General features: G+C 41.2%; 16 protein-coding genes. 14 read left to right on the plus strand and 2 right to left on the minus strand.

Features of this window, described 5'->3' with window-relative positions; translation table 11 throughout:
• Positions 1-63 precede the first annotated feature (63 nt).
• The 8 genes from B3E00_RS05445 (at position 64) to B3E00_RS05480 (ending at position 12,567) form a co-directional block, all read left to right on the plus strand.
• Entirely contained in the window at positions 64-627 is a 564-nt protein-coding gene (locus tag B3E00_RS05445) for an RNA polymerase sigma factor (protein ID WP_293937506.1), read from the plus strand.
• A 67-nt stretch (positions 628-694) separates the two neighbouring features.
• On the plus strand, positions 695-1,831 hold the full coding sequence (locus tag B3E00_RS05450) for a FecR family protein (protein WP_293937509.1): 1,137 nt from the start codon (positions 695-697) through the stop codon (positions 1,829-1,831).
• 184 nt (positions 1,832-2,015) lie between these two features.
• Positions 2,016-5,597, plus strand: a complete 3,582-nt coding sequence (locus tag B3E00_RS05455; protein WP_293937512.1) for a SusC/RagA family TonB-linked outer membrane protein — start codon at positions 2,016-2,018, stop codon at positions 5,595-5,597.
• A 12-nt stretch (positions 5,598-5,609) separates the two neighbouring features.
• Positions 5,610-7,073, plus strand: coding sequence for a RagB/SusD family nutrient uptake outer membrane protein (locus B3E00_RS05460; protein WP_293937515.1), 1,464 nt, complete (start codon positions 5,610-5,612; stop codon positions 7,071-7,073).
• A gap of 28 nt (positions 7,074-7,101) precedes the next feature.
• The gene (locus B3E00_RS05465) at positions 7,102-8,253 is read left to right on the plus strand and encodes a thioredoxin-like domain-containing protein (RefSeq protein ID WP_293937518.1); all 1,152 of its coding nucleotides are present in this window, start codon (positions 7,102-7,104) and stop codon (positions 8,251-8,253) included.
• A gap of 293 nt (positions 8,254-8,546) precedes the next feature.
• Positions 8,547-10,772, plus strand: coding sequence for a TonB-dependent receptor domain-containing protein (locus B3E00_RS05470; protein ID WP_293937521.1), 2,226 nt, complete (start codon positions 8,547-8,549; stop codon positions 10,770-10,772).
• 4 nt (positions 10,773-10,776) lie between these two features.
• On the plus strand, positions 10,777-11,847 hold the full coding sequence (locus B3E00_RS05475) for a sensor histidine kinase (RefSeq protein WP_293937523.1): 1,071 nt from the start codon (positions 10,777-10,779) through the stop codon (positions 11,845-11,847).
• A gap of 3 nt (positions 11,848-11,850) precedes the next feature.
• Positions 11,851-12,567 (plus strand): LytR/AlgR family response regulator transcription factor, encoded by a 717-nt coding sequence (locus tag B3E00_RS05480; RefSeq protein ID WP_293937526.1) that lies wholly within the window; start codon positions 11,851-11,853, stop codon positions 12,565-12,567.
• 138 nt (positions 12,568-12,705) lie between these two features.
• Here the strand turns inward: B3E00_RS05480 and B3E00_RS05485 are convergent, their stop codons facing one another.
• Together B3E00_RS05485 and B3E00_RS05490 are read right to left on the minus strand one after the other, a co-directional pair.
• Positions 12,706-13,752, minus strand: coding sequence for a hypothetical protein (locus B3E00_RS05485; RefSeq protein ID WP_293886762.1), 1,047 nt, complete (start codon positions 13,750-13,752; stop codon positions 12,706-12,708).
• A gap of 282 nt (positions 13,753-14,034) precedes the next feature.
• Positions 14,035-14,493, minus strand: coding sequence for a hypothetical protein (locus B3E00_RS05490; protein WP_293937528.1), 459 nt, complete (start codon positions 14,491-14,493; stop codon positions 14,035-14,037).
• A gap of 538 nt (positions 14,494-15,031) precedes the next feature.
• Between B3E00_RS05490 and B3E00_RS05495 the strand changes: the two genes are divergently transcribed.
• From B3E00_RS05495 to B3E00_RS05520, 6 genes are all read left to right on the plus strand, one after another.
• The gene (locus B3E00_RS05495) at positions 15,032-15,619 is read left to right on the plus strand and encodes a hypothetical protein (RefSeq protein ID WP_293886758.1); all 588 of its coding nucleotides are present in this window, start codon (positions 15,032-15,034) and stop codon (positions 15,617-15,619) included.
• A gap of 341 nt (positions 15,620-15,960) precedes the next feature.
• Positions 15,961-16,305 carry a hypothetical protein gene (locus tag B3E00_RS05500; RefSeq protein ID WP_293937530.1) on the plus strand — a complete coding sequence of 115 codons (345 nt, stop codon included), beginning with the start codon at positions 15,961-15,963 and terminating at the stop codon, positions 16,303-16,305.
• Between the two features lie 346 nt (positions 16,306-16,651).
• A complete protein-coding gene (locus B3E00_RS05505) occupies positions 16,652-17,167 on the plus strand; it encodes a hypothetical protein (RefSeq protein ID WP_293937532.1) in 516 nt (171 codons plus the stop codon).
• Positions 17,168-17,193: 26 nt separating this feature from the next.
• Positions 17,194-17,475: a hypothetical protein gene (locus B3E00_RS05510; protein WP_293937534.1), complete on the plus strand. Its 282-nt coding sequence runs from the start codon at positions 17,194-17,196 to the stop codon at positions 17,473-17,475.
• Positions 17,476-17,623: 148 nt separating this feature from the next.
• Entirely contained in the window at positions 17,624-17,968 is a 345-nt protein-coding gene (locus tag B3E00_RS05515; RefSeq protein WP_293937536.1) for a hypothetical protein, read from the plus strand.
• On the plus strand, positions 17,907-18,311 hold the full coding sequence (locus tag B3E00_RS05520; RefSeq protein WP_293937537.1) for a hypothetical protein: 405 nt from the start codon (positions 17,907-17,909) through the stop codon (positions 18,309-18,311). Before B3E00_RS05515 ends, B3E00_RS05520 begins: the two co-directional genes overlap by 62 nt.
• Positions 18,312-18,338: the final 27 nt, after the last annotated feature.

An 18,338-nucleotide genomic window follows, 5' to 3' on the forward strand; every position in this document is an offset into this window, starting at 1 on the left:
TAATGGGAGAATTTGTAATTTGTCAATTTTAATGTAAGTTTGATTTCAGGTTCTGAATAACAGATGTATTGCTACGCAGATTTATCGGATAAAGAGTTGATTGCGCTTGTTTTAAAAAAAGATGAACAAGCGTTTGGCGTCCTATATGAGCGATATTTTCCGCTGTTATTTATTTATGCCCGCAAAATCATAGCCGATGAAGAGGTGGTAAAGGATCTTCTTCAGGACGTATTTGTGTCCCTCTGGTCAAAGACTCCGTTAGCAATCAATAGGAGTTTTTCTTCTTACATCTATGCGGCTGTGCGGTTCCAGCTATTTGACTACATGGACAAGCAGAAAGTGAGAAAGGGCTATGCCGATTCACTACAATATTTTTTGGATCAGGGCGAATACTCGACCGACAACTACCTCCTCGAAAAAGAATTGCAACAGCAGATCGAAAAAGAAATCATGAATCTTCCACCAAAGATGCGGGAGATATTTATCCTGAGCCGTCAGGAAGAAAAAAGCTATGAAGAAATTGCAAAACAACGCAATGTTTCACTAAACACGGTTCGCAAGCAGGTGAGTAATGCCTTGAAAATCATGCGTTCAAAATTAACCTTACTGTTTTTTACTTTTTTTTAAATTTCATCTACTACTTTTCTCCGCGTTAACCTACCTATAACAAAACAACGTATTAACCTTTGTTATCATGGAGCGTAAAAACGCAAAAGAAATTCTTGAACGTTACCGTTTAGGCACCTGTTCTGAAGAAGAGAAATCTTGGGTTGAAACCTGGCATCTTCAACAGCTTAAGGAAAGCCAATATACGGCCAATGTAGCGGATATAAAGCGTATACAAGACGAGGTGAAGAGCAGAATTGAGGTCAATATCTACGATAATGTCAAACGGATAAGAAGGAAGAATCAGCTGTTTAAAATAAGTGCAGTTGCAGCGTCTTTAATCTTCGTATTGGGCGTCAGCTACTTCGCCATTAGACAGTCCACTCAGGAACCTATAGCGCACCCTGTTTGGCAGCAGGCTGATATTCAGCCGGGAGGTCATAAAGCTGTTTTGTTGAGCGGTGATGGGAGCGCTATCCAGTTAAGTGAGCGCCGGAATACCATCATCGTGGGGGCACAGATCAGGTATGCTGACGGTGCAGAATTGCTTCAAGGTGACCCTACTTCTTCCTTATCTGAAGCGCCCACAGTTCGTACCCTACAAACCCCCAAGACGGGAACATACAATATCGTACTGGCAGACGGTACCAAGGTATGGCTTAATGCCTATTCCTCCTTAAAATTTCCGTCCAGATTTGAGGGCAAGGAGCGCGTGGTGGAATTGACTGGTGAAGCCTATTTTGAAGTCGCCCACAATAAAAAACAACCCTTTAAAGTACGCAGTCAACAGCAGACGATAGAGGTGCTGGGTACACATTTCAATCTATCTGCTTACACATCCGAAGCAACCGTAACCACACTTTTAGAAGGTGCTGTTAAAGTAAATAATGTTGATGACAGCAAGTCGGTTTTGCTAAAGCCTGGTCAACAAAGTACCGTTAAGGAAGATACGAAACAGATCCAGCTCGCCCAGAGCAATACCGAGCATGCGGTAGCCTGGAAGAATGGCTACTTTAATTTCGATAACGAAACCTTAGGCAGCATCCTCAATAAGATAGCGCGCTGGTACGATGTGGAATTTACCTATGAAAAGACGCCGTCCAATAAGACCTATATTGGTGCCGTATCCCGATCGCGCAACCTTTCCGCCGTACTGCGCGCATTGGAGGCCGTCGCTGATGTTAAATTTAAACGAACGGGAAGAAAAATCACCGTCACCCCCTAGATCAACAGAATAATAACTAAACCTATCGAAAAACCAACATCATGAAACACCCGCCCTAGTGAAAAACTAAAAATTGGGTCACAAAAAAAACCGAATGTGCTGCGAACACATCCGGTCGATTTTTGGGTCCCAATCATTAATTCCAACAACTAACAATAGCATCTAACCCAAATTACTCAAATGTATGAATTTTTACCTTGAAAAATGGAGGGGGACTCCTGTCTATATCCTCTATAAAACGCTCGTCGTGATGAAACTTATTCTTGTGCTGCTGACATTTGGCCTGTGTCAGGTATATGCAAGTGGCTTTGCTCAAAAAATAACGCTAAAGGAAAAAAATGCTTCTTTAGAACTTATTATCAATAAAATCCGTCAACAAAGTGGTTACGATTTTATTGGCGATGCTGCACTAATCAAAAAAGTCAATGGTCTCAGCCTCACCGTAAAAGACGCGCCGCTGGTTGACGTACTAAATCAGCTCTTCAAAAATACCAACATTACGTATCGAATTGATACCGATATTATCGCATTAAAGCCAAAGACTGAGGTGATGACCGCTAATCAGCAAATCGTCATCAGCGGCAGAGTGGTCAATGAGCGGGGTGAAAGTCTATCGGATGCCTCTGTGCGCGTAATCCACAGCGAGGTGATGACAAAAACGGATAAAGACGGCTCATTCAGCCTACGGGTATCCGATAAAGAGGCAATGATTTTGGTTTCTTACGTGGGTTATGAACCCCTCACGCTCAAAGCCAAAGAATCCATGGGGCTAATCCAGCTTACGGCAAGTTTGTCAACACTGGAAGGTGTCGATATCACGGTGAGTACAGGTTATCAGACGATTTCGAAAGAGCGTGCTACAGGGGCCTTCAGCCAGGTCGGGCAATCGGTATTGGCCAGGCGTCCTACATCCAACCTTTCCAGTGCACTGCAAGGTACGGTAGCGGGTATGCAGGCCAAGGAAAATGAAGACGGTAGTGTAGACTTTCTGATCCGGGGCAATAGCACCCTATACGCCGATAGTAAACCACTGGTCGTGGTGGATGGTTTCCCCATATCGAGTAGCAACTTCTCGGATATCAATCCCAATGACGTCGAATCTGTCACTGTACTGAAAGACGCCGCTGCGGCATCCATCTGGGGAGCACGTGCCGCCAATGGCGTTATTGTTATTGTCACCAAAAAAGCTAAAACCGACAATAAACTTATGATCCAGGGGAGTGCATTTTCCAGGATAGCGCGAAGACCAGACCTAAATTACATCCTTACACAAGCCAATTCGGCCGATCATGTTGCCTACGAACGTAAGGCGTATGAAAACAACTGGGCCTTTTATCCCTATGCGGGCTCGTTTGGTGACATAGCGAACTCATTGACATTAGCGCAGGAAGCATTATATGCCAATCAATACGGTAAAATGTCTACAGCCGACATGAACGCCGAACTAGACCGATTGAGCAAGATTGATAATCGCGGGCAGCTTCGGGATTTGCTCACGCAAAATGCCCTACTGAATCAATACAATATCAATCTGCAGGCCGGCAATCAGCGTGTACGGAACTACACCTCTGTTCTCTATGAAAAAAACAAAGGTGCCTTTCAGAAAAACGGTTATGACCGTTTTAATTTAAATTTCAACAATGATTTTAAGATAACCTCGTTTTTGCAGTTTAACTTAGGCGCCAACCTACAATATAAAAAACAGCAATACGGAGGGGCTACCCTTGAGGAGATCGCGCAATTATCGCCTTATGAACTGCTCTTGAACGAAGATGGTAGTTATGGGGTCAATCTAAAAACCTACAACCGTGAACAGCTTAGTCTGATTCCGACGGAAAAATTCACTTATGCCGACTGGTCGTACAACTTATTGCGGGAAGTGCGTGGCCGAGAGTTTACTGACGAGCGCATCAATGCCCGTATACAGACGGGCCTTACCCTCAAGATCATTCCAGGGCTTACCTTCGATACCAAATTCCAATACGAGCGCAATAAGATTGACCGGCAGCGTATGTATGATGAAAGTACCTTCTATGTACGCAGTCTGGTGAATAGAAAAACGCAGTATGACGATGATACAAAGACCGTAGGTAAAGCTTATATCCCCAAAGGCGGGATTTTGAGACGTGGCATTAGACAATATGACGATGGCTCCAATGACGAGGAATTGGGGGCGGAGGATATACAAAGTTTTGTCTTTAGGAACCAATTGAACTTCGACCGGACGTTCGGTGCCGATCATCAGATCTCGGCCATTGCCGGTATTGAAGTGTCGCAATACTTGACTAACGGAACCATCAATCCGACCGTGTACGGCTATTACAAAGACAAGCTTCAGGCGACTACACCACCTTATGGTTATGGGAGTTCGGTAGACCAATTTACCGATTTTGAAGGTTACCCGACTACGATTCCAGGCGGTAATACAACGTTTAAGTGGCAAAAAAACAAATTTGTGTCACTCTACGGAAATGCGGCTTACACCTACCTGAGCCGCTATACGCTATCTGGAAGTATACGAAGTGATGCCTCGAATTTCATCACAGACGATCCCAAACTACGGTGGTCACCATTATGGTCAATAGGAGCTAAATGGAATGTCGCGAAAGAAAAATTTATGACTTCGCAAGAAGGTATAGACCGACTTGAAATGCGCCTGACCTATGGTAAAAATGGGAATATGGAAAATTCGACCTCTACGGCGACGTTACTCAATGTAGGCGGCAGTCTAAATACATCAACAGGCACCATTACCGCAACCATTGCTGATAATGGTAATCCTAGCCTACGTTGGGAAAAGACAGCGTCAACCAACCTTGGAGTCGACTTCTCCCTCTATAAGGGCCTGCTATTTGGTTCGTTGGATCTATACCGCAAAAAGGGCTCTGGTATCATTGGGCAGATCGCACTGCCTACAGCAACTGGAACGCAAATCCAAAAATTCAATAATGCCGAAATCACCAATAAAGGGTTCGAAATTGCACTGGGTACCCGTGTCGAAATAAGCAAAAACATACTTTATCAGACGAATATCAATTATGCTTTTAACGCAAATAATATAGACCAGCTCTATAACCCCTCATTGTATACTTACCAAATGATCAATGGGGCTTTTGTTGAAGGCCGCCCCGTAGGTTCTATTTATGCTTTTGACTACGTCGGTATGATCAATGGAGTACCGCATGTCGCCGGACCGAACAATAGTCAGCAGAGTTTCAATGATGTGTCGCTGTACAATCGAGGTTTGGGACTTCCATTCCTACATTACATGGGTACTAGCGTACCACCACATACACTCGGCTGGACCAATACGTTACAACTCGGTAATTTTAACATCATGTGTATCCTATTGGGCAAGATGGGTGGTGTATACCGTAATCCTGTATTTAACTATGCAGCACTCGTAGGGTCTGATAAGACTTTTGTCAACAAATATGTGAATGATGTGCTTGCGGGAAACCCTAATATTCCAGGATTTGCACTTCCAGACGAGCCTAACCTCTACCTCTGGGATCGGTACAGTGAGGCGCTAAGCAGCCAGGTGGAGAAGTCGTCCTATATCGAGTTAAAAGAGCTTAGTTTGGGATACAGGTTGTCTAACCGGTGGACGGAAGCCATCCGATTAAACCATGTCAATCTATTTGTACAGGCGCGTGACCTTGGCTTGATCTGGCATGCCAATGCGAAAGGGTACAATCCCGATTGGCTACCAGGTACGATACGACCTGCACAGAGCTATACATTCGGTATTAATTTTCAATTTTAATAACAGAAAAACATGAGAGTGTTCCTATATATCGGGTTTGCCGCTGCCATACTGACGACCGCAAGCTGCAAAAAATACCTATCCGAAGAGCCCAAGAAACAGGCTAGTATCAAAACCGTGGAGCAGTTAGAAGCTTTGGTCAATAATGCTACCGAATTTTCGAAAGAAACTAACTTTACGGCTACCTATTCGACCGACGATACGGAGATCAGCAAGGAGCTGTATAAAAATAACGTCACGGCTTTTACAGTCAATAGTCTTCAGCGTTATGTCTCATCTACAGCGGGTATTGAAAACCTCGCTACTGACGAGCTGTGGACTGGAGAATTCAAAAAGATTTTCACCGCAAATGTCATTTTAAAAAACATCGACCTGGTTAGCGGTGATGAAGCCAGTCGCCGAAGGGTTAAAGCGGATGCCCATTTTATCCGGGCGATGTCTTATTGGATCTTAGTCAATAACTATTGTGCGCCTTATGCTGCGGCGAATATGAATAGTTTAGGACTGCCGTTAAAGCGTACCGTAGATTACGAAGAATCGCTAAAACGGGCCACACTTCAGGAAACTTACGATTTCATTCTGGCAGATATTGAAGCAGCAAAGAAAGTGGCTGAAGCCGATGTCGATCCTAGAAAGACCTGGCGGGTAAGCCAGAAAGCTATTTCAGCTTTCATGAGCCGGTACTATTTATTTACGGGTGACTACGATAAGAGCTTAGCCGAATCAAACAAGGCACTGGAGTCGGCTACCGTAAGTTTAGTGGACTATAATACCATACTTCCGGGCAGAAGCGTCTCTTACAGCAATCCAGCGGCAACGCTCCGGTACAGCCAATTAAACGACTGGAATGCCGCGAAATATCTCTATTGGAGCGAGCTCTACTACAGCCGTTATCAATATACCGGTGAACAATGGTATTTGCCCAGTAGCGCACTGGTAGCGCTGTACGATCAGACCAACGATCTCCGTTACAAGCATCTGATGATTCCGAATGGCGGCCGGCGTTTCAATGTCGTGACACCAGCTGCGTATCGGTACACCATGTTTACCGACGGGAGCATCTTAGTTTCAGGTCCGACGAGAGCCGAGATGCTTCTTAATAAAGCCGAGGTGCTGGCCCGTCAGGGAGATGTTCAGAATGCCTTATTGGCGGTCAATACCCTACGTCAAAAACGGATGTCCACCTATAGTGCACTTACGGCAGCTAACAAGGATGAAGCGATTAAACAGGTGCTGGCTGAAAGACGCCGTGAACTTCCTTTTGTGATGCGATGGTACGATATACGCCGATTTAGTGTCAACGACTACGCTGCGGATAATATTACCGTAAAGAGAGACTTTTACCAAGTCAATAGAACAGGAGTCGACCTCTCTACACCCCAAATTTATACCCTCGAAAGTAAGCATTTGGTCGTACCGATCAACGGTGTGGAGATCGATGCCAGCAAGGGACAGATCCAGCAGAATCCTTATTAAAACATGAAATACGATTATACATTACGTCATGAAATTCAAAAATATAGTAATCACAATAAGCCTGTTGATAGCGAGCTGCCTATATAGCTTCGGACAGGTCAAAACCTTTACAGTCGCTTCCAAGATTACCGACTTGAAAGACAGTACCTACAACATGACCATCTGGAATGGGATATCAGATGTGGCTTTTAAAAAAGGCAGCACTAAAAATGGACAGATATACTATCAGGATACCACTTCCGTACCGCTGATCATACGCCTAACGCTTCCGACCGAATCGCTTTATAAGCGTGTCGACCGAGGGTACATTCCTGTCAAAAGCCAATCCATCTGGTTTGTCGCCATGCCGGGTGGTAAAATATTACTGAAAGGAAAGCTGTCCGATTTTGCTGAAGTATATCCGAGTGGGGATAAAGAAAATGATGTCATCAGTAAACTCAATAAGGGCTATCACCCCTTGTTGAATAAATCGGCAAACATTGAACTGAAACTGGCAAAAGATACGGTAGAAGAAGCGCTCAAAAAGCGTCTTGAAGCCGAACAAGAACGGATCGATTCCGAAGCCGAAAAATACTTGAAGGACTTTTTAAAGAAGAATATTTCGTCAATAGCCGGACTCTATTACCTGGAAGATATGCTGATCAGGGAGATTGTGACGATCGAGACAGTGGAGGCTTTATTACCTACTGTAGCTAAGGCGTACCAAAGCTCTCCGTTCTATACGATTTTAAAGAACCGTGTAGCGGGAAGTAAATATGATGTAGGCAAGTCCATATTCCAGATAAACACCAGGAATACATATGACGGACAGGTGTTTGACTCCAACAGCTGGAAGGGCAAATTTTACCTCATCGATTTTTGGGGCTCATGGTGTGGCCCATGTATGGCCGATGTCCCTGATCTGAAAAAATTGAGAGACAGCTACCCCGATCAACTGCGTGTGCTGGGCATTGCGTCCGATAAAAATGACAGCTGGCGAAAAGCCATCGAACAGCACAACCTCAACTGGGCGCATATATTGAACGACAAAGGAAGCAACAATTATGTACTGCGTCTGAATGTCACTGGATTTCCAACAAAGATCCTCGTGGATCCTAACGGAACCATCGTATACCGAAGTACCGGCGGCGGAGAAACCTCCTTTGAAAAGATAAGCGAAATTATCAAAAACTGGAAATAAAAGCCAATAACGAAAACGCCTGAACCTAGCAATTCAGGCGTTTATTTGTTACATTCGCATAGCTAAAAGGAACTCATGCAAATCGTTCAATATACACCGGACTTCAGAGAAGATTGTCTTGCAATCTTCAACAGTAACCTGCCTAAATTTTTTGCTGCGGACGAACTGGAACTTTTTGAATAGCTCTCCTCGTAACTTTTGCCGTTCGTCACGTCGATCGTACCGTTCGAATAAATTATTTAGGTAACCGCAATTTGGGCAATACATTCGTATCAAATTAAGAAATACGAATAATGACCACAAAATTTATTTATATACAGTTTGCCGCGATGCTATTTGCCTGCAGTTCGGCGTATGGAGAGACCAATTTGTTTTTACAGGATACCACTACCCTTAAGTCAATACGGTTGAGCGAGGTTGAAGTGTCGGGGCGGGTAAATCCCCTTAAAATTGCTCCTGGTAAGCTGACTTATCAGGTGACCAAAGGGAGTGCCGGTTCTTCGGGGAGCGCGCTGGAGCTGCTGCGCAGAATGCCCGGCGTGAGTATATTAGCCAATGGTACGATCAGTTTAAACGGGCAAGCCGGCATTCAGCTGCTGGTGGATGGAAAGACAAGTTTTATGAATGGCGAAAATCTAATCAATTTTCTAGCCTCCATGCCCGCTTCATCGCTTGATGTGGTCGAACTTATTACACAGCCAGATGCTACCCTGGATGCCAACGGTGAAGCCCGGTTTATCAATCTCAAACAAGCCATTCGTAAGGCCAGTGGCCTGACCGTGTCGGTAGCAACCAATGCCGAACAAGGGAAGTATAGCCGGACTTATCAAAATATCGCCGTGACCGCCAATGCGTCCAAGTGGACAACGTCACATACGTATTCGTATGGGGAAGGTACCGAATTGATTGCTGTCAATTCGACCCGGTATATCAGCCCTGGGACGGATATGGGCAGCAATGCCTTACGATTGGATATGGATGCCGTAAGAAAAAGAAAGTACCACAATCATTATTACAACGGCACGCTCGACTATACGCCCAATGACAACGTGAAAATAGGGGGCTATGTGCTGATCAACAATCATGAGCGGACCAAACAGGAAGCTGTCCGTTCTCATTTTTTTTACAGCTCTTCACAACCAGATTCCAGCATAGCAACCGCGAATATCTTAAAGCATACTTTTAAGAATTTTAGCACAGGAGCACATGTAACGCTACAGCTCGGTACAGGTTCCAAATGGGAGAATTATGTTGACCGGCAACAGTTTAGGCAAGCGGAAACTCAAGATCAACTGTTGGATAAATTTGGTGCTGACGGATCAGCGATGGCCTCCCAGCAGGAGCTGCGCGGTGAGACGGGGGGAAAGGTTACGATTACAACCATACAATCGAAATACCTGCTTGACATCCGGCCAGATGTGGCGGCTTCCTTTGGAGGAAAATTGACGCAGGTTGACATGCATACCCGTTCATTGTTTCAGCAGGCAGCTGATAAGCATTGGCAAGTGCGTCCCGAGCTAAGCAATACGTTCGGCCATGAGGAGCAGCTGAAAGCGCTTTTTATGCAAATGCGGTACAACCCATCGGACGCTTTTCAGATCGATCTGGGACTACGTTTTGAGGATGCCGCCTTTAAGAGCACTACAGCACATAAGCCAGGTACAGCTTTTACCGCGCAAAGGTCCTATAGCAACTTCTTTCCCAATCTCACACTCACCTATGCACTGGATGTAGCGCAAAAGCTTTCGGTCAATTACCATAGGCGGGTCAATCGTCCAAATTTCAAAGACCTGAGTCCTTTTGTGGAGGTCAACGACCCCTATTTGTACGAGCGGGGAAATCCAGCGTTGAAACCCGAATTTGCCAACAACATGGAGCTTACCTGGTTGTTTAAAAATTCGTATTCACTGCAGCTCCGCTATAGCCAGCGGCAAGATGCGATCAGCAAGAGCTACAACCTGGACGAACAAAGGCGGACTATTGTGATGCCGATGAACCTGGAACATGCATCTACGGTGGGGCTGCGGTTTAATGCCGCCAATATTTCTCCCGTCAAAAAGTGGAACATCCAGCTGAATGGAAACCTGATGTACAGTAGTTTTGAATGGCTTGCAGGAAACGACGTGCAGCAAAATAGGCGGCTTGTCCCTTCTTTGCAAGTCCAGAATACTATCAGTCTGCCTTTTAAACTCAGTGTAGACCTCAACGGGTTCTGGAATGGCACTACTGCCGAAGGGCAGGCTACTATTGCTTCCCTGTGGTCGATGAATACCGGAGTACGCAAAACCTTCTTGCAAGATAAATTAACTTTGTATATTTATGGCAATGACCTTTTCCGGACAAACAGGCCTCAAATAACCTTTAGCAGTGATGCTATGGAAGGCAGATACCGGGAGTTGTACGACAGCAGATCCGTGGGGATCAATCTTTCCTATCGATTACACCGCGGAAAGAAAGATAATCTAAAGAGCGTGCCTGGCAACGACCGTTTAGAAGAAGGTAACCGGATTAATTATTGATATCATGAGAGCGAGCATTGCAAAACTAAGTGTAAACCCCATACCTTATCTAGGCCCGGCGCTTTGGGGAATCGCTTCTTTCAATATTCTTCGTGTGGTGACGGATTTAACGAAGAAAAATGAGTTTTGGTCTGGCGGTGTTAAGATCCATTCGGTCGGGCTGCTCATCTCGGTGATTTTTTGCTATGTGATCACCTTCCTGTGGCGGCGGCGGCTGGACAGAATATTTGCTGCAAAGCCTACTGTTACAACCAATGTAACGGTAGAGTATATGGTTGCTGTGGTGCAGATAATGGGCCTGTTGAATCCAACCGTGTATGTGTCGGAGCGCCTCGGCTGGGTATATATGGGTGACGGTTATATTGATTATATCTTGGTCAACGCGATTTATGTACCGCTCTTTCTGCTGTACTATATGTTTTTGCGGAACGAGCGCAGCGACAGGAATATGGCCGAAAATCGCATCTACGTTGAACAGATTAAAGCGGACAAGCTAGATACCGAATTGCAGTTGCTGAAAAGTCAATATCATCCACATTTCCTATTCAATGCACTCAATACCGTTTATTTTCAGATTGACGAATCCAATACAACAGCAAAAAAAAGTGTTGAGCAGCTTTCGGAACTGTTGCGCTACCAGATTTACACGATGGATGAGGAGGTCTCCATGGAGCAGGAACTTGCATTTCTGACATCGTATATAGCGTTTCAGCAGCAGCGGCTGACGGCAAGATTGCATGTGCATACCGACATTGAAAAGGATTGGACAGGTGTCCGTATCTATCCTCTACTGTTTCAGCCTTTAATAGAGAATGCCTTTAAATATGTGCGAGGAGCATACGAGATCGCGATTTGCCTCAAGCGTGAAGGAACTAAAATTTATTTTAGTATTTCAAACAGTTTGTCTGGGGCAGCTGCCGATGCGTCAGCAATTCCGCGGACTGAGCGAACGGAGTCGGGGGCTGGACTTTCCAATCTGAAAAAGAGGTTGGCATTGCGCTATCCGCAGCGGCATACCTTACAAACGCGTGCCGATGGAACGTGTTTTTTGGCAGAATTAATAATAGATTTATAAGTGATGATGATGGAGATCAAATGTGCTATCGTAGACGACGAGCCTTTTGCGCGTAAGGGAATTGCATCTTATATAGCAAAAATAGATTTTTTGAAGCTTGTTGTGGAATGCGAAGATGCGATTGAATTGAGCCAATATCTGCGTTTGCATCCCCTTGATCTGATCTTTCTCGATATCGAGATGCCCGAGATATCGGGTTTGGATTATATAGCGAGCTTAAGCAATCCGCCGAAGATTATCGTGGTGTCGGCCTACGAAAAGTATGCTTTGCGTGGGTACGAATTGGAAGTAGTCGATTATCTGTTAAAGCCTGTGCCTTTTGAACGCTTCTTTAAGGCGGCCAATCGGGCATTCGATGTACTCTGCAATGCTGCTCCTTCGGCAGGGGTGTTGGCAAATCCACAGGAGGCGCATATCTTTCTGAAGGTGGACAAACAGTTAAAAAAGATCTTTATTCAGGATATCTTGTTCGTACAGAGTATGGGTAACTATGTGGTTGTGCATACTTCAGATACGCGTGAAGTGACCTATTGCAGTCTACAGCAGATGATAAGTATGCTGCCAGCTCAGCACTTTATTGCCTGCCATCGATCCTATCTGGTCAATAGGAATAGGATAGCAATCATAGCAGGGAATCAGTTACATGTTGGGGAATATAAAATTCCGATCGCCAGAAATCTAAGGGATGACGTGATGGCAGCGATCTTGAATCGGAGTTGAGTAGCTACTGCAGTTTGCAGTTTGGTAATTATACCAAATGAACTATTTTAGAAATAAAAGTTGATGATATCGAGGTGTTCTACGGCTTTGAACAATAAGGTGCTGGAGCATTTAATCAGAAACTCCGGTTGTAAGGATCTAGTGTTTGTAGAGAAGAGCTATCATCCTTGTTTCCAAATTGCAGTCATATTGCAGTTCTTTTCTTAATGTATCAGAAAGAACGTTGTTATGGAGCAGAACTTCTATGATATCTTTTCTGTGAAGCGCACAATTCGTTTTGCTATACAGAATTTCAAGCGGTTTTTTACAGGATTTGGTTTTATTTTTATTGAAAATATCGGTGTATATCCCTGCCAATCGCTCAACTTTGTGTTCATTTTTTGCCTTTTCGGCGATTTCGGTCAATAGCTTCGAGTCGCTGCTTTTGTAATTAGCAATCAGCAATTCCAAATAATCAATCGGATTTTTGGCAGTTTGTATTTTGTTCAAAGCAAAATCTCTGATGGCTTTGCTTTTTAGATATTTTAGTGCGTTAATGGCATTTTTAGCTATTCTGTTTTTGCCTGTCCACTTTTGTTTAGCAAAGTCTAAAATGAGTTGGCTACCGTAAGGAAATTTGTGAAAGCCAAAAATATCCAGAAGGCATTCAATATTTGCCGGTTTTTTTTCTTTCAAAAGATGCTTTGCAATAGTTTTTATTTCTTCTTCTGTTAAGTTTTTCATTCTAGCAAAAGAAATACGCGCTTTACTATTTAAAACTTCATCAATGATGTCTTTATATTTTTGGGGTTTTGTTCGCTGGGCTTTTAGGTCGGTTTCTGTTCGCTGTATGCTATCAAGGTAAAGACCTATGAACTTATTGGTCTGGGCTTTCATTTTAAGTTCTTCATAAACCTGTATATTTTGGTGTTCTGTTTGAAAATGTCGAATTATATTGTCGTCTTGCCAATCGTCAGGATGTTTTTCAATGTATTTTCCAAATTTTTCAGCAACGTAAAATAAGCCGTTAAGTCCGTCAAGTTCTATTATTTCATAAGCTCCGACCCAATCAGAACCTTCAATTGGATTATTTAAAAACCGGTTGTATACAGCCTCTTTTGCTTCAGCATCATTTTGCTGCGCATAAAGTTTTGCTAGGGCAAACAAATGTGTCAGGTTCCAGCTGTTGTTTTGCTCGTTGGCCAAGCCTTGCAAAACGGCTTTACGGATTTTGTCTTTCTGTTTTGAAATAGAAATAATCTCAAAAATATAAGTTGCCCGGTCGCTCTCGCATTGTCCGTCATAGGCGAAAATGTTTAATACACCTTGTATAATTTGATTTGAAAAGTCGACTTTCGGATGCTCTTTTACGATCAGATACGCTTCACCTGTCCCGCGTTTCAGTGCGTGAAGAAATTGTCGCTTTAGGATATCTATGTTGGTCATATTCCAAAGAATGGGGTTTACACAGACTTATGGATGAGCGAATCACAAATTATTCTCTTTAGCGATAATTTCGTCGATCTCATTACAGATCCGCTGAATGGGCTTTGTAAAGTAACTCTGTGCAAGCTGTACCCTTTTTTCTTTACCATTCTCGTGGCGATAACGTGCTATGAGAGACACATTGATAGTAATGAGACCGTATTGTTTGAGTTTGTGGATGGTAAACCCTTCTAGGCGATCGAGCGGCACAGTTACTTCCTTTCCTACAAGACCTTTACGTACACGCATTTCCCTTTTGTCCATATCGATGATAAAGTATGATCGCAGCAGGGAAATTATTAGGATGACCAAAATACCGAGCATCCACCATTTAAAAGAGGATTCGGGAAGTTTTACGAATCCCACTATCATTATAATGGAAAAAATGCCGATCAACGGCACATAGGTTCCTAGCTGGGGTTTCATTTTGTATTCGTTTCCGATTCTTTCGAAGTTTTTCATGTGCTTATCTCCTAATTTAGCTATATCGATATTCCAATCTGCTGACGCGGTTTAAGGGTCGCTAACTGGTATGTTAATAATCAACTATTAAGCATATCATTATTTGTTGTTGAATTAAGCTAGATCTTCAATAAATGATTACATTTTTCAAATATTCAAGTAAATAAAGTTATAAATTTACTTCATTAAAAAAAGCCAAAAAAAACCAGTATATTTTTTAATCAGGGATCATTTGATACGAGCATGATTTCGGACAAAAAAATAACTGTAAAGCATTTTATAGTATATCATGTATTTGCTTAGCATGATTGATTTATACTTGAAAGGTATTGAAAAGTAAGGAAAGGAGAGGATAAATTAGAGATAATCAATGGGCTCGACATCGCAGATCTGGAAGATAAGTCGGCTGGATGGAGCTTGACGCAATAAGCATCGTAAGAAATAAACTTCCGTAACATAGTATCATGAAAATATGTTTAAAAATGAGAAGTCAGTAATGAGAAAAATGAAACAGATTCTACATTGTTTACTAACCAGCATGATAAGTTGCCTGCTACTTATATCGAGCTGTAATGGACCTGTTGTTGAAAATAAAAAGATAAACTGCGCATTTAGGACAAACAGTGCTTATATTAAAGTTATCTTTGAAGATGGACTTATCCAAGATGACAAGTTTAGCTTTTCAACATTTCAACGAAATATCTTCGATTATGATGTTGTTACAAAGGCTCCTGATAAACTTTTAGATAGTGCCGAATGGAACAAGTTGTATAAAACGATATTAAATAAATATCGAACCCAGGGAGATACCGTTAATCGCGATGACAATAAAATGTATCCCTATGGCGACTATAAAATTTACCTGATTACTTCTGAAAACGATATTTTATTGATTAATAATGATAACGATATTTTTTATAAAAGCAAAAACGGCATCGTTACGTTTCGGGATAAGGACTTTGGGGATCAAATCAGATTGCTGATTGACTATTACAATTATTTTGAGAAGGTCGACTTGGGCTATTTATCCGGAAATTCAGCTTTTTTGGATAAACATAGATTCAAGGAAAGAAAAAGTCGACGACGTCCTTCCATTTATAATCAAATTGATGTAAAATATGAGTAAGTGCTCATAAATATTAACTTCTTGTAATACTTCACGTCAACTTGTGATCATATATTTAATGATTTTTTACCAATTATCTATAGATAGCGGGAATTGTTCAATTCGGATTAATTTACTACGGCAAAATAAAGAGATAAAAAATATGTATAATTATTGATAATTATATTTAAAGATTTCTCCGAGTAAATTGCCATCCGTTATAAAAGTATTGGATCATTCATACCTATTACCATGGGAAAAAACTCCTGTAGCAATATAGAGACACTAGATACCTCTGGAAATTAGTAAAGGAGATGTAGAAAGGTAGTTGGGATGATAGTTATAAAAAATTTAATAAAGTTATGAAGTTTAAAGTTCGATTTCCTGCTCCTTATCAAGTAGTCAATATATATGATGATAACATTGATGTCAATATTATTTTGGAGAATGATGAGGTTTATTTTGGAACATTGTTTACGCTGACTAATATTGATAAACTGATGGAGAAAAATCGTGAAATCTATTTTTGGTCTACAGATATGCTTATTGTAAAAGAGCTCTCTCGTCGGGAAATTTATGCAGCTCTCCAAGCGGTATTAAATGAAGGATGTTTTAACTCTGTTTTCAGTAAAATAGGTGTGGTCAAGGATTTTTATTCGTATTTGGAGTGGAAAGATTTTTCGGATGTAGTATCAGAGATAAAGTAGTGATACATGGATTGAAATTAATGATGCAACGCCCAACGCTGTTAGAGAGGCTTTCGTATTTACTTCGGGTGGTTTTGTAATATGAGTATATAAAAAAAATTTCATCTGATTCAATAATGTTAGATGTTTGGAATGATAAAAAATTATACGTTTTTGAATTTGAACTTCATCGAATAGGTTTTTCAGAAGTTGATGAGAATGTAGACTTTGATACTATACCTGATAAAATACTTTTGAATTTAGATATGCTGAGGCTTGTATTGATAAGTATTTTTCAAATCATTACACTTAGAACTCGAAATTTATCAATAAATTAACTGAAACGCGCACTCAATCCTTTTACGGTATGGTAAGAACAATTTATTTTTATATATTTTTCTTTTTAATAGTTTCCTGTTCTGTTCGTCGGCAACTGCCGACATTGCAGCTGAAAGAAAATGTTAGTGAAAGACTTTTGTTGAATGGGTATTATTATACTAAATTAGATAGCGTTTTTTTTGATGTTATCTTTCTGTATAAAAATGGAATAGTCTATCAAGGTGGGAACCCGAGAATTAAACATGGTTTTAAGAATATTGATGAAACTTTTTCGAAAAGTAATGTTAATGACAAAAAGACGGGATATATCTGGGGATTATATATTGTTGACGGAAGTCATATCACAATTGAACGATACTTAACCCCAATCTATGCTGAAAAATATCAAACTTATGTTGATAGTGGGCATATTGTAAACGAAAGGCAGTTTATCATAACTTCACGAAAATACATCAAAACGGGGAAGCTTATAGCGAGACGAGATACATTCAATTTTAGGCCATTGTCTACGAAGCGCGATAGTACGAATAATTTTATTAAATAATTTGATAACTGAAGCCATTTTTATATATGGATAAAAAACAAATTGAAAACTATGATTCATTGCATTATGCTAGATCTTACGATTCTCTGATTCGCTTGAGAGACTATAACTATAAAGTAGCTATACCCTTTGGTGGAATTGGGGAGCATAATCCAGAGATGAATACCGTGGTGAGGTATGAATCTGGATATGCATTTGAATTGTTGCCTGCGAGCCTGTTGCTTCATATAATTTTGATTATTTATTTTTCCGTTAAGATGATCAAAAATTTATTTGAACTTAAAAATAGACCTAAATATGATGTGTAAATTGGCTTTTCTGAATGATTGTGCTCAAATCATACTGATATTTGTATTTATTATATATGTATGCTCAGGATTATTGATTTATAGGAGGAATAATTTGAAAGAGCGGAAATAGTGACGTTTCGCTGAGAATGTGCTAAAACTTAAAATCATGGATATAGGATTCGAAATTATCATTTCAAAAAAAGAAAGTGATGTTCAAAATTTAAGCTTTCAACAACCTTTTTTTAAATGGGGAGGGGTTGCATACCCTCAAGGTCCTGAGGAGGCGTTGTATAAATCATTTAAAATTATGAAATCAGATGTGCCAACTTTTGTATTAAACTATTTGCCAAATGAATTTAATGCAGAAATTTGGGAATGCTTTACTATTAAAGAAGGTTTAAAACAAGAAATTAATGATATACAAGATGCTGGTTATAGAGATGAGTTGAATGAATTCAAAAAAAATCAGAATATTCTTAATAGGTGCAGTTGCTATTGGTGTAGTGTATAATATTTATTTTTATAGGGAAGATGTTAAAATGGAGAGTAGCGTGGCCCGTAGTTTTTTGGTTGAAGGGCAATATTGTCGAAGTTCAAAAGGAAGCTCATCAATCAATGTCAAATATAAAGGGAAGTTATATGCTGTTAGAATGGCAAATGAAGAATGCTTAAAATATCCTGTTGGTTCTCATATTGAATTAGTCTATAATGAAAAGCATAATTTTTTTTATAAAAAGGATGGTCTAGCGAAGGCAAAACTTAGGATGTTTTTTTTCCTATTTCTTTTATTTGTTTTGGTTATACCATGGGAGAGATTTTTCAAAAAAACACACAATTTGGGGATTAATAAATAATGCGGGTTTTGGAGCAGTAAAGTTAAA

The organism is Sphingobacterium sp. UBA5996 (genome assembly GCF_002429765.1).
Classification (GTDB): Bacteria; Bacteroidota; Bacteroidia; order Sphingobacteriales; family Sphingobacteriaceae; genus Sphingobacterium.

Coding starts and splice junctions, on each gene's coding strand:
- B3E00_RS05445 (WP_293937506.1), top strand. CDS start 64: ATGTATTGCTACGCAGATTTATCGGATAAAGAGTTGATTGCGCTTGTT.
- B3E00_RS05450 (WP_293937509.1), top strand. CDS start 695: ATGGAGCGTAAAAACGCAAAAGAAATTCTTGAACGTTACCGTTTAGGC.
- B3E00_RS05455 (WP_293937512.1), top strand. CDS start 2,016: ATGAATTTTTACCTTGAAAAATGGAGGGGGACTCCTGTCTATATCCTC.
- B3E00_RS05460 (WP_293937515.1), top strand. CDS start 5,610: ATGAGAGTGTTCCTATATATCGGGTTTGCCGCTGCCATACTGACGACC.
- B3E00_RS05465 (WP_293937518.1), top strand. CDS start 7,102: ATGAAATTCAAAAATATAGTAATCACAATAAGCCTGTTGATAGCGAGC.
- B3E00_RS05470 (WP_293937521.1), top strand. CDS start 8,547: ATGACCACAAAATTTATTTATATACAGTTTGCCGCGATGCTATTTGCC.
- B3E00_RS05475 (WP_293937523.1), top strand. CDS start 10,777: ATGAGAGCGAGCATTGCAAAACTAAGTGTAAACCCCATACCTTATCTA.
- B3E00_RS05480 (WP_293937526.1), top strand. CDS start 11,851: ATGATGATGGAGATCAAATGTGCTATCGTAGACGACGAGCCTTTTGCG.
- B3E00_RS05490 (WP_293937528.1), bottom strand. CDS start 14,493: ATGAAAAACTTCGAAAGAATCGGAAACGAATACAAAATGAAACCCCAG.
- B3E00_RS05495 (WP_293886758.1), top strand. CDS start 15,032: ATGATAAGTTGCCTGCTACTTATATCGAGCTGTAATGGACCTGTTGTT.
- B3E00_RS05500 (WP_293937530.1), top strand. CDS start 15,961: ATGAAGTTTAAAGTTCGATTTCCTGCTCCTTATCAAGTAGTCAATATA.
- B3E00_RS05505 (WP_293937532.1), top strand. CDS start 16,652: ATGGTAAGAACAATTTATTTTTATATATTTTTCTTTTTAATAGTTTCC.
- B3E00_RS05510 (WP_293937534.1), top strand. CDS start 17,194: ATGGATAAAAAACAAATTGAAAACTATGATTCATTGCATTATGCTAGA.
- B3E00_RS05515 (WP_293937536.1), top strand. CDS start 17,624: ATGGATATAGGATTCGAAATTATCATTTCAAAAAAAGAAAGTGATGTT.
- B3E00_RS05520 (WP_293937537.1), top strand. CDS start 17,907: ATGAATTCAAAAAAAATCAGAATATTCTTAATAGGTGCAGTTGCTATT.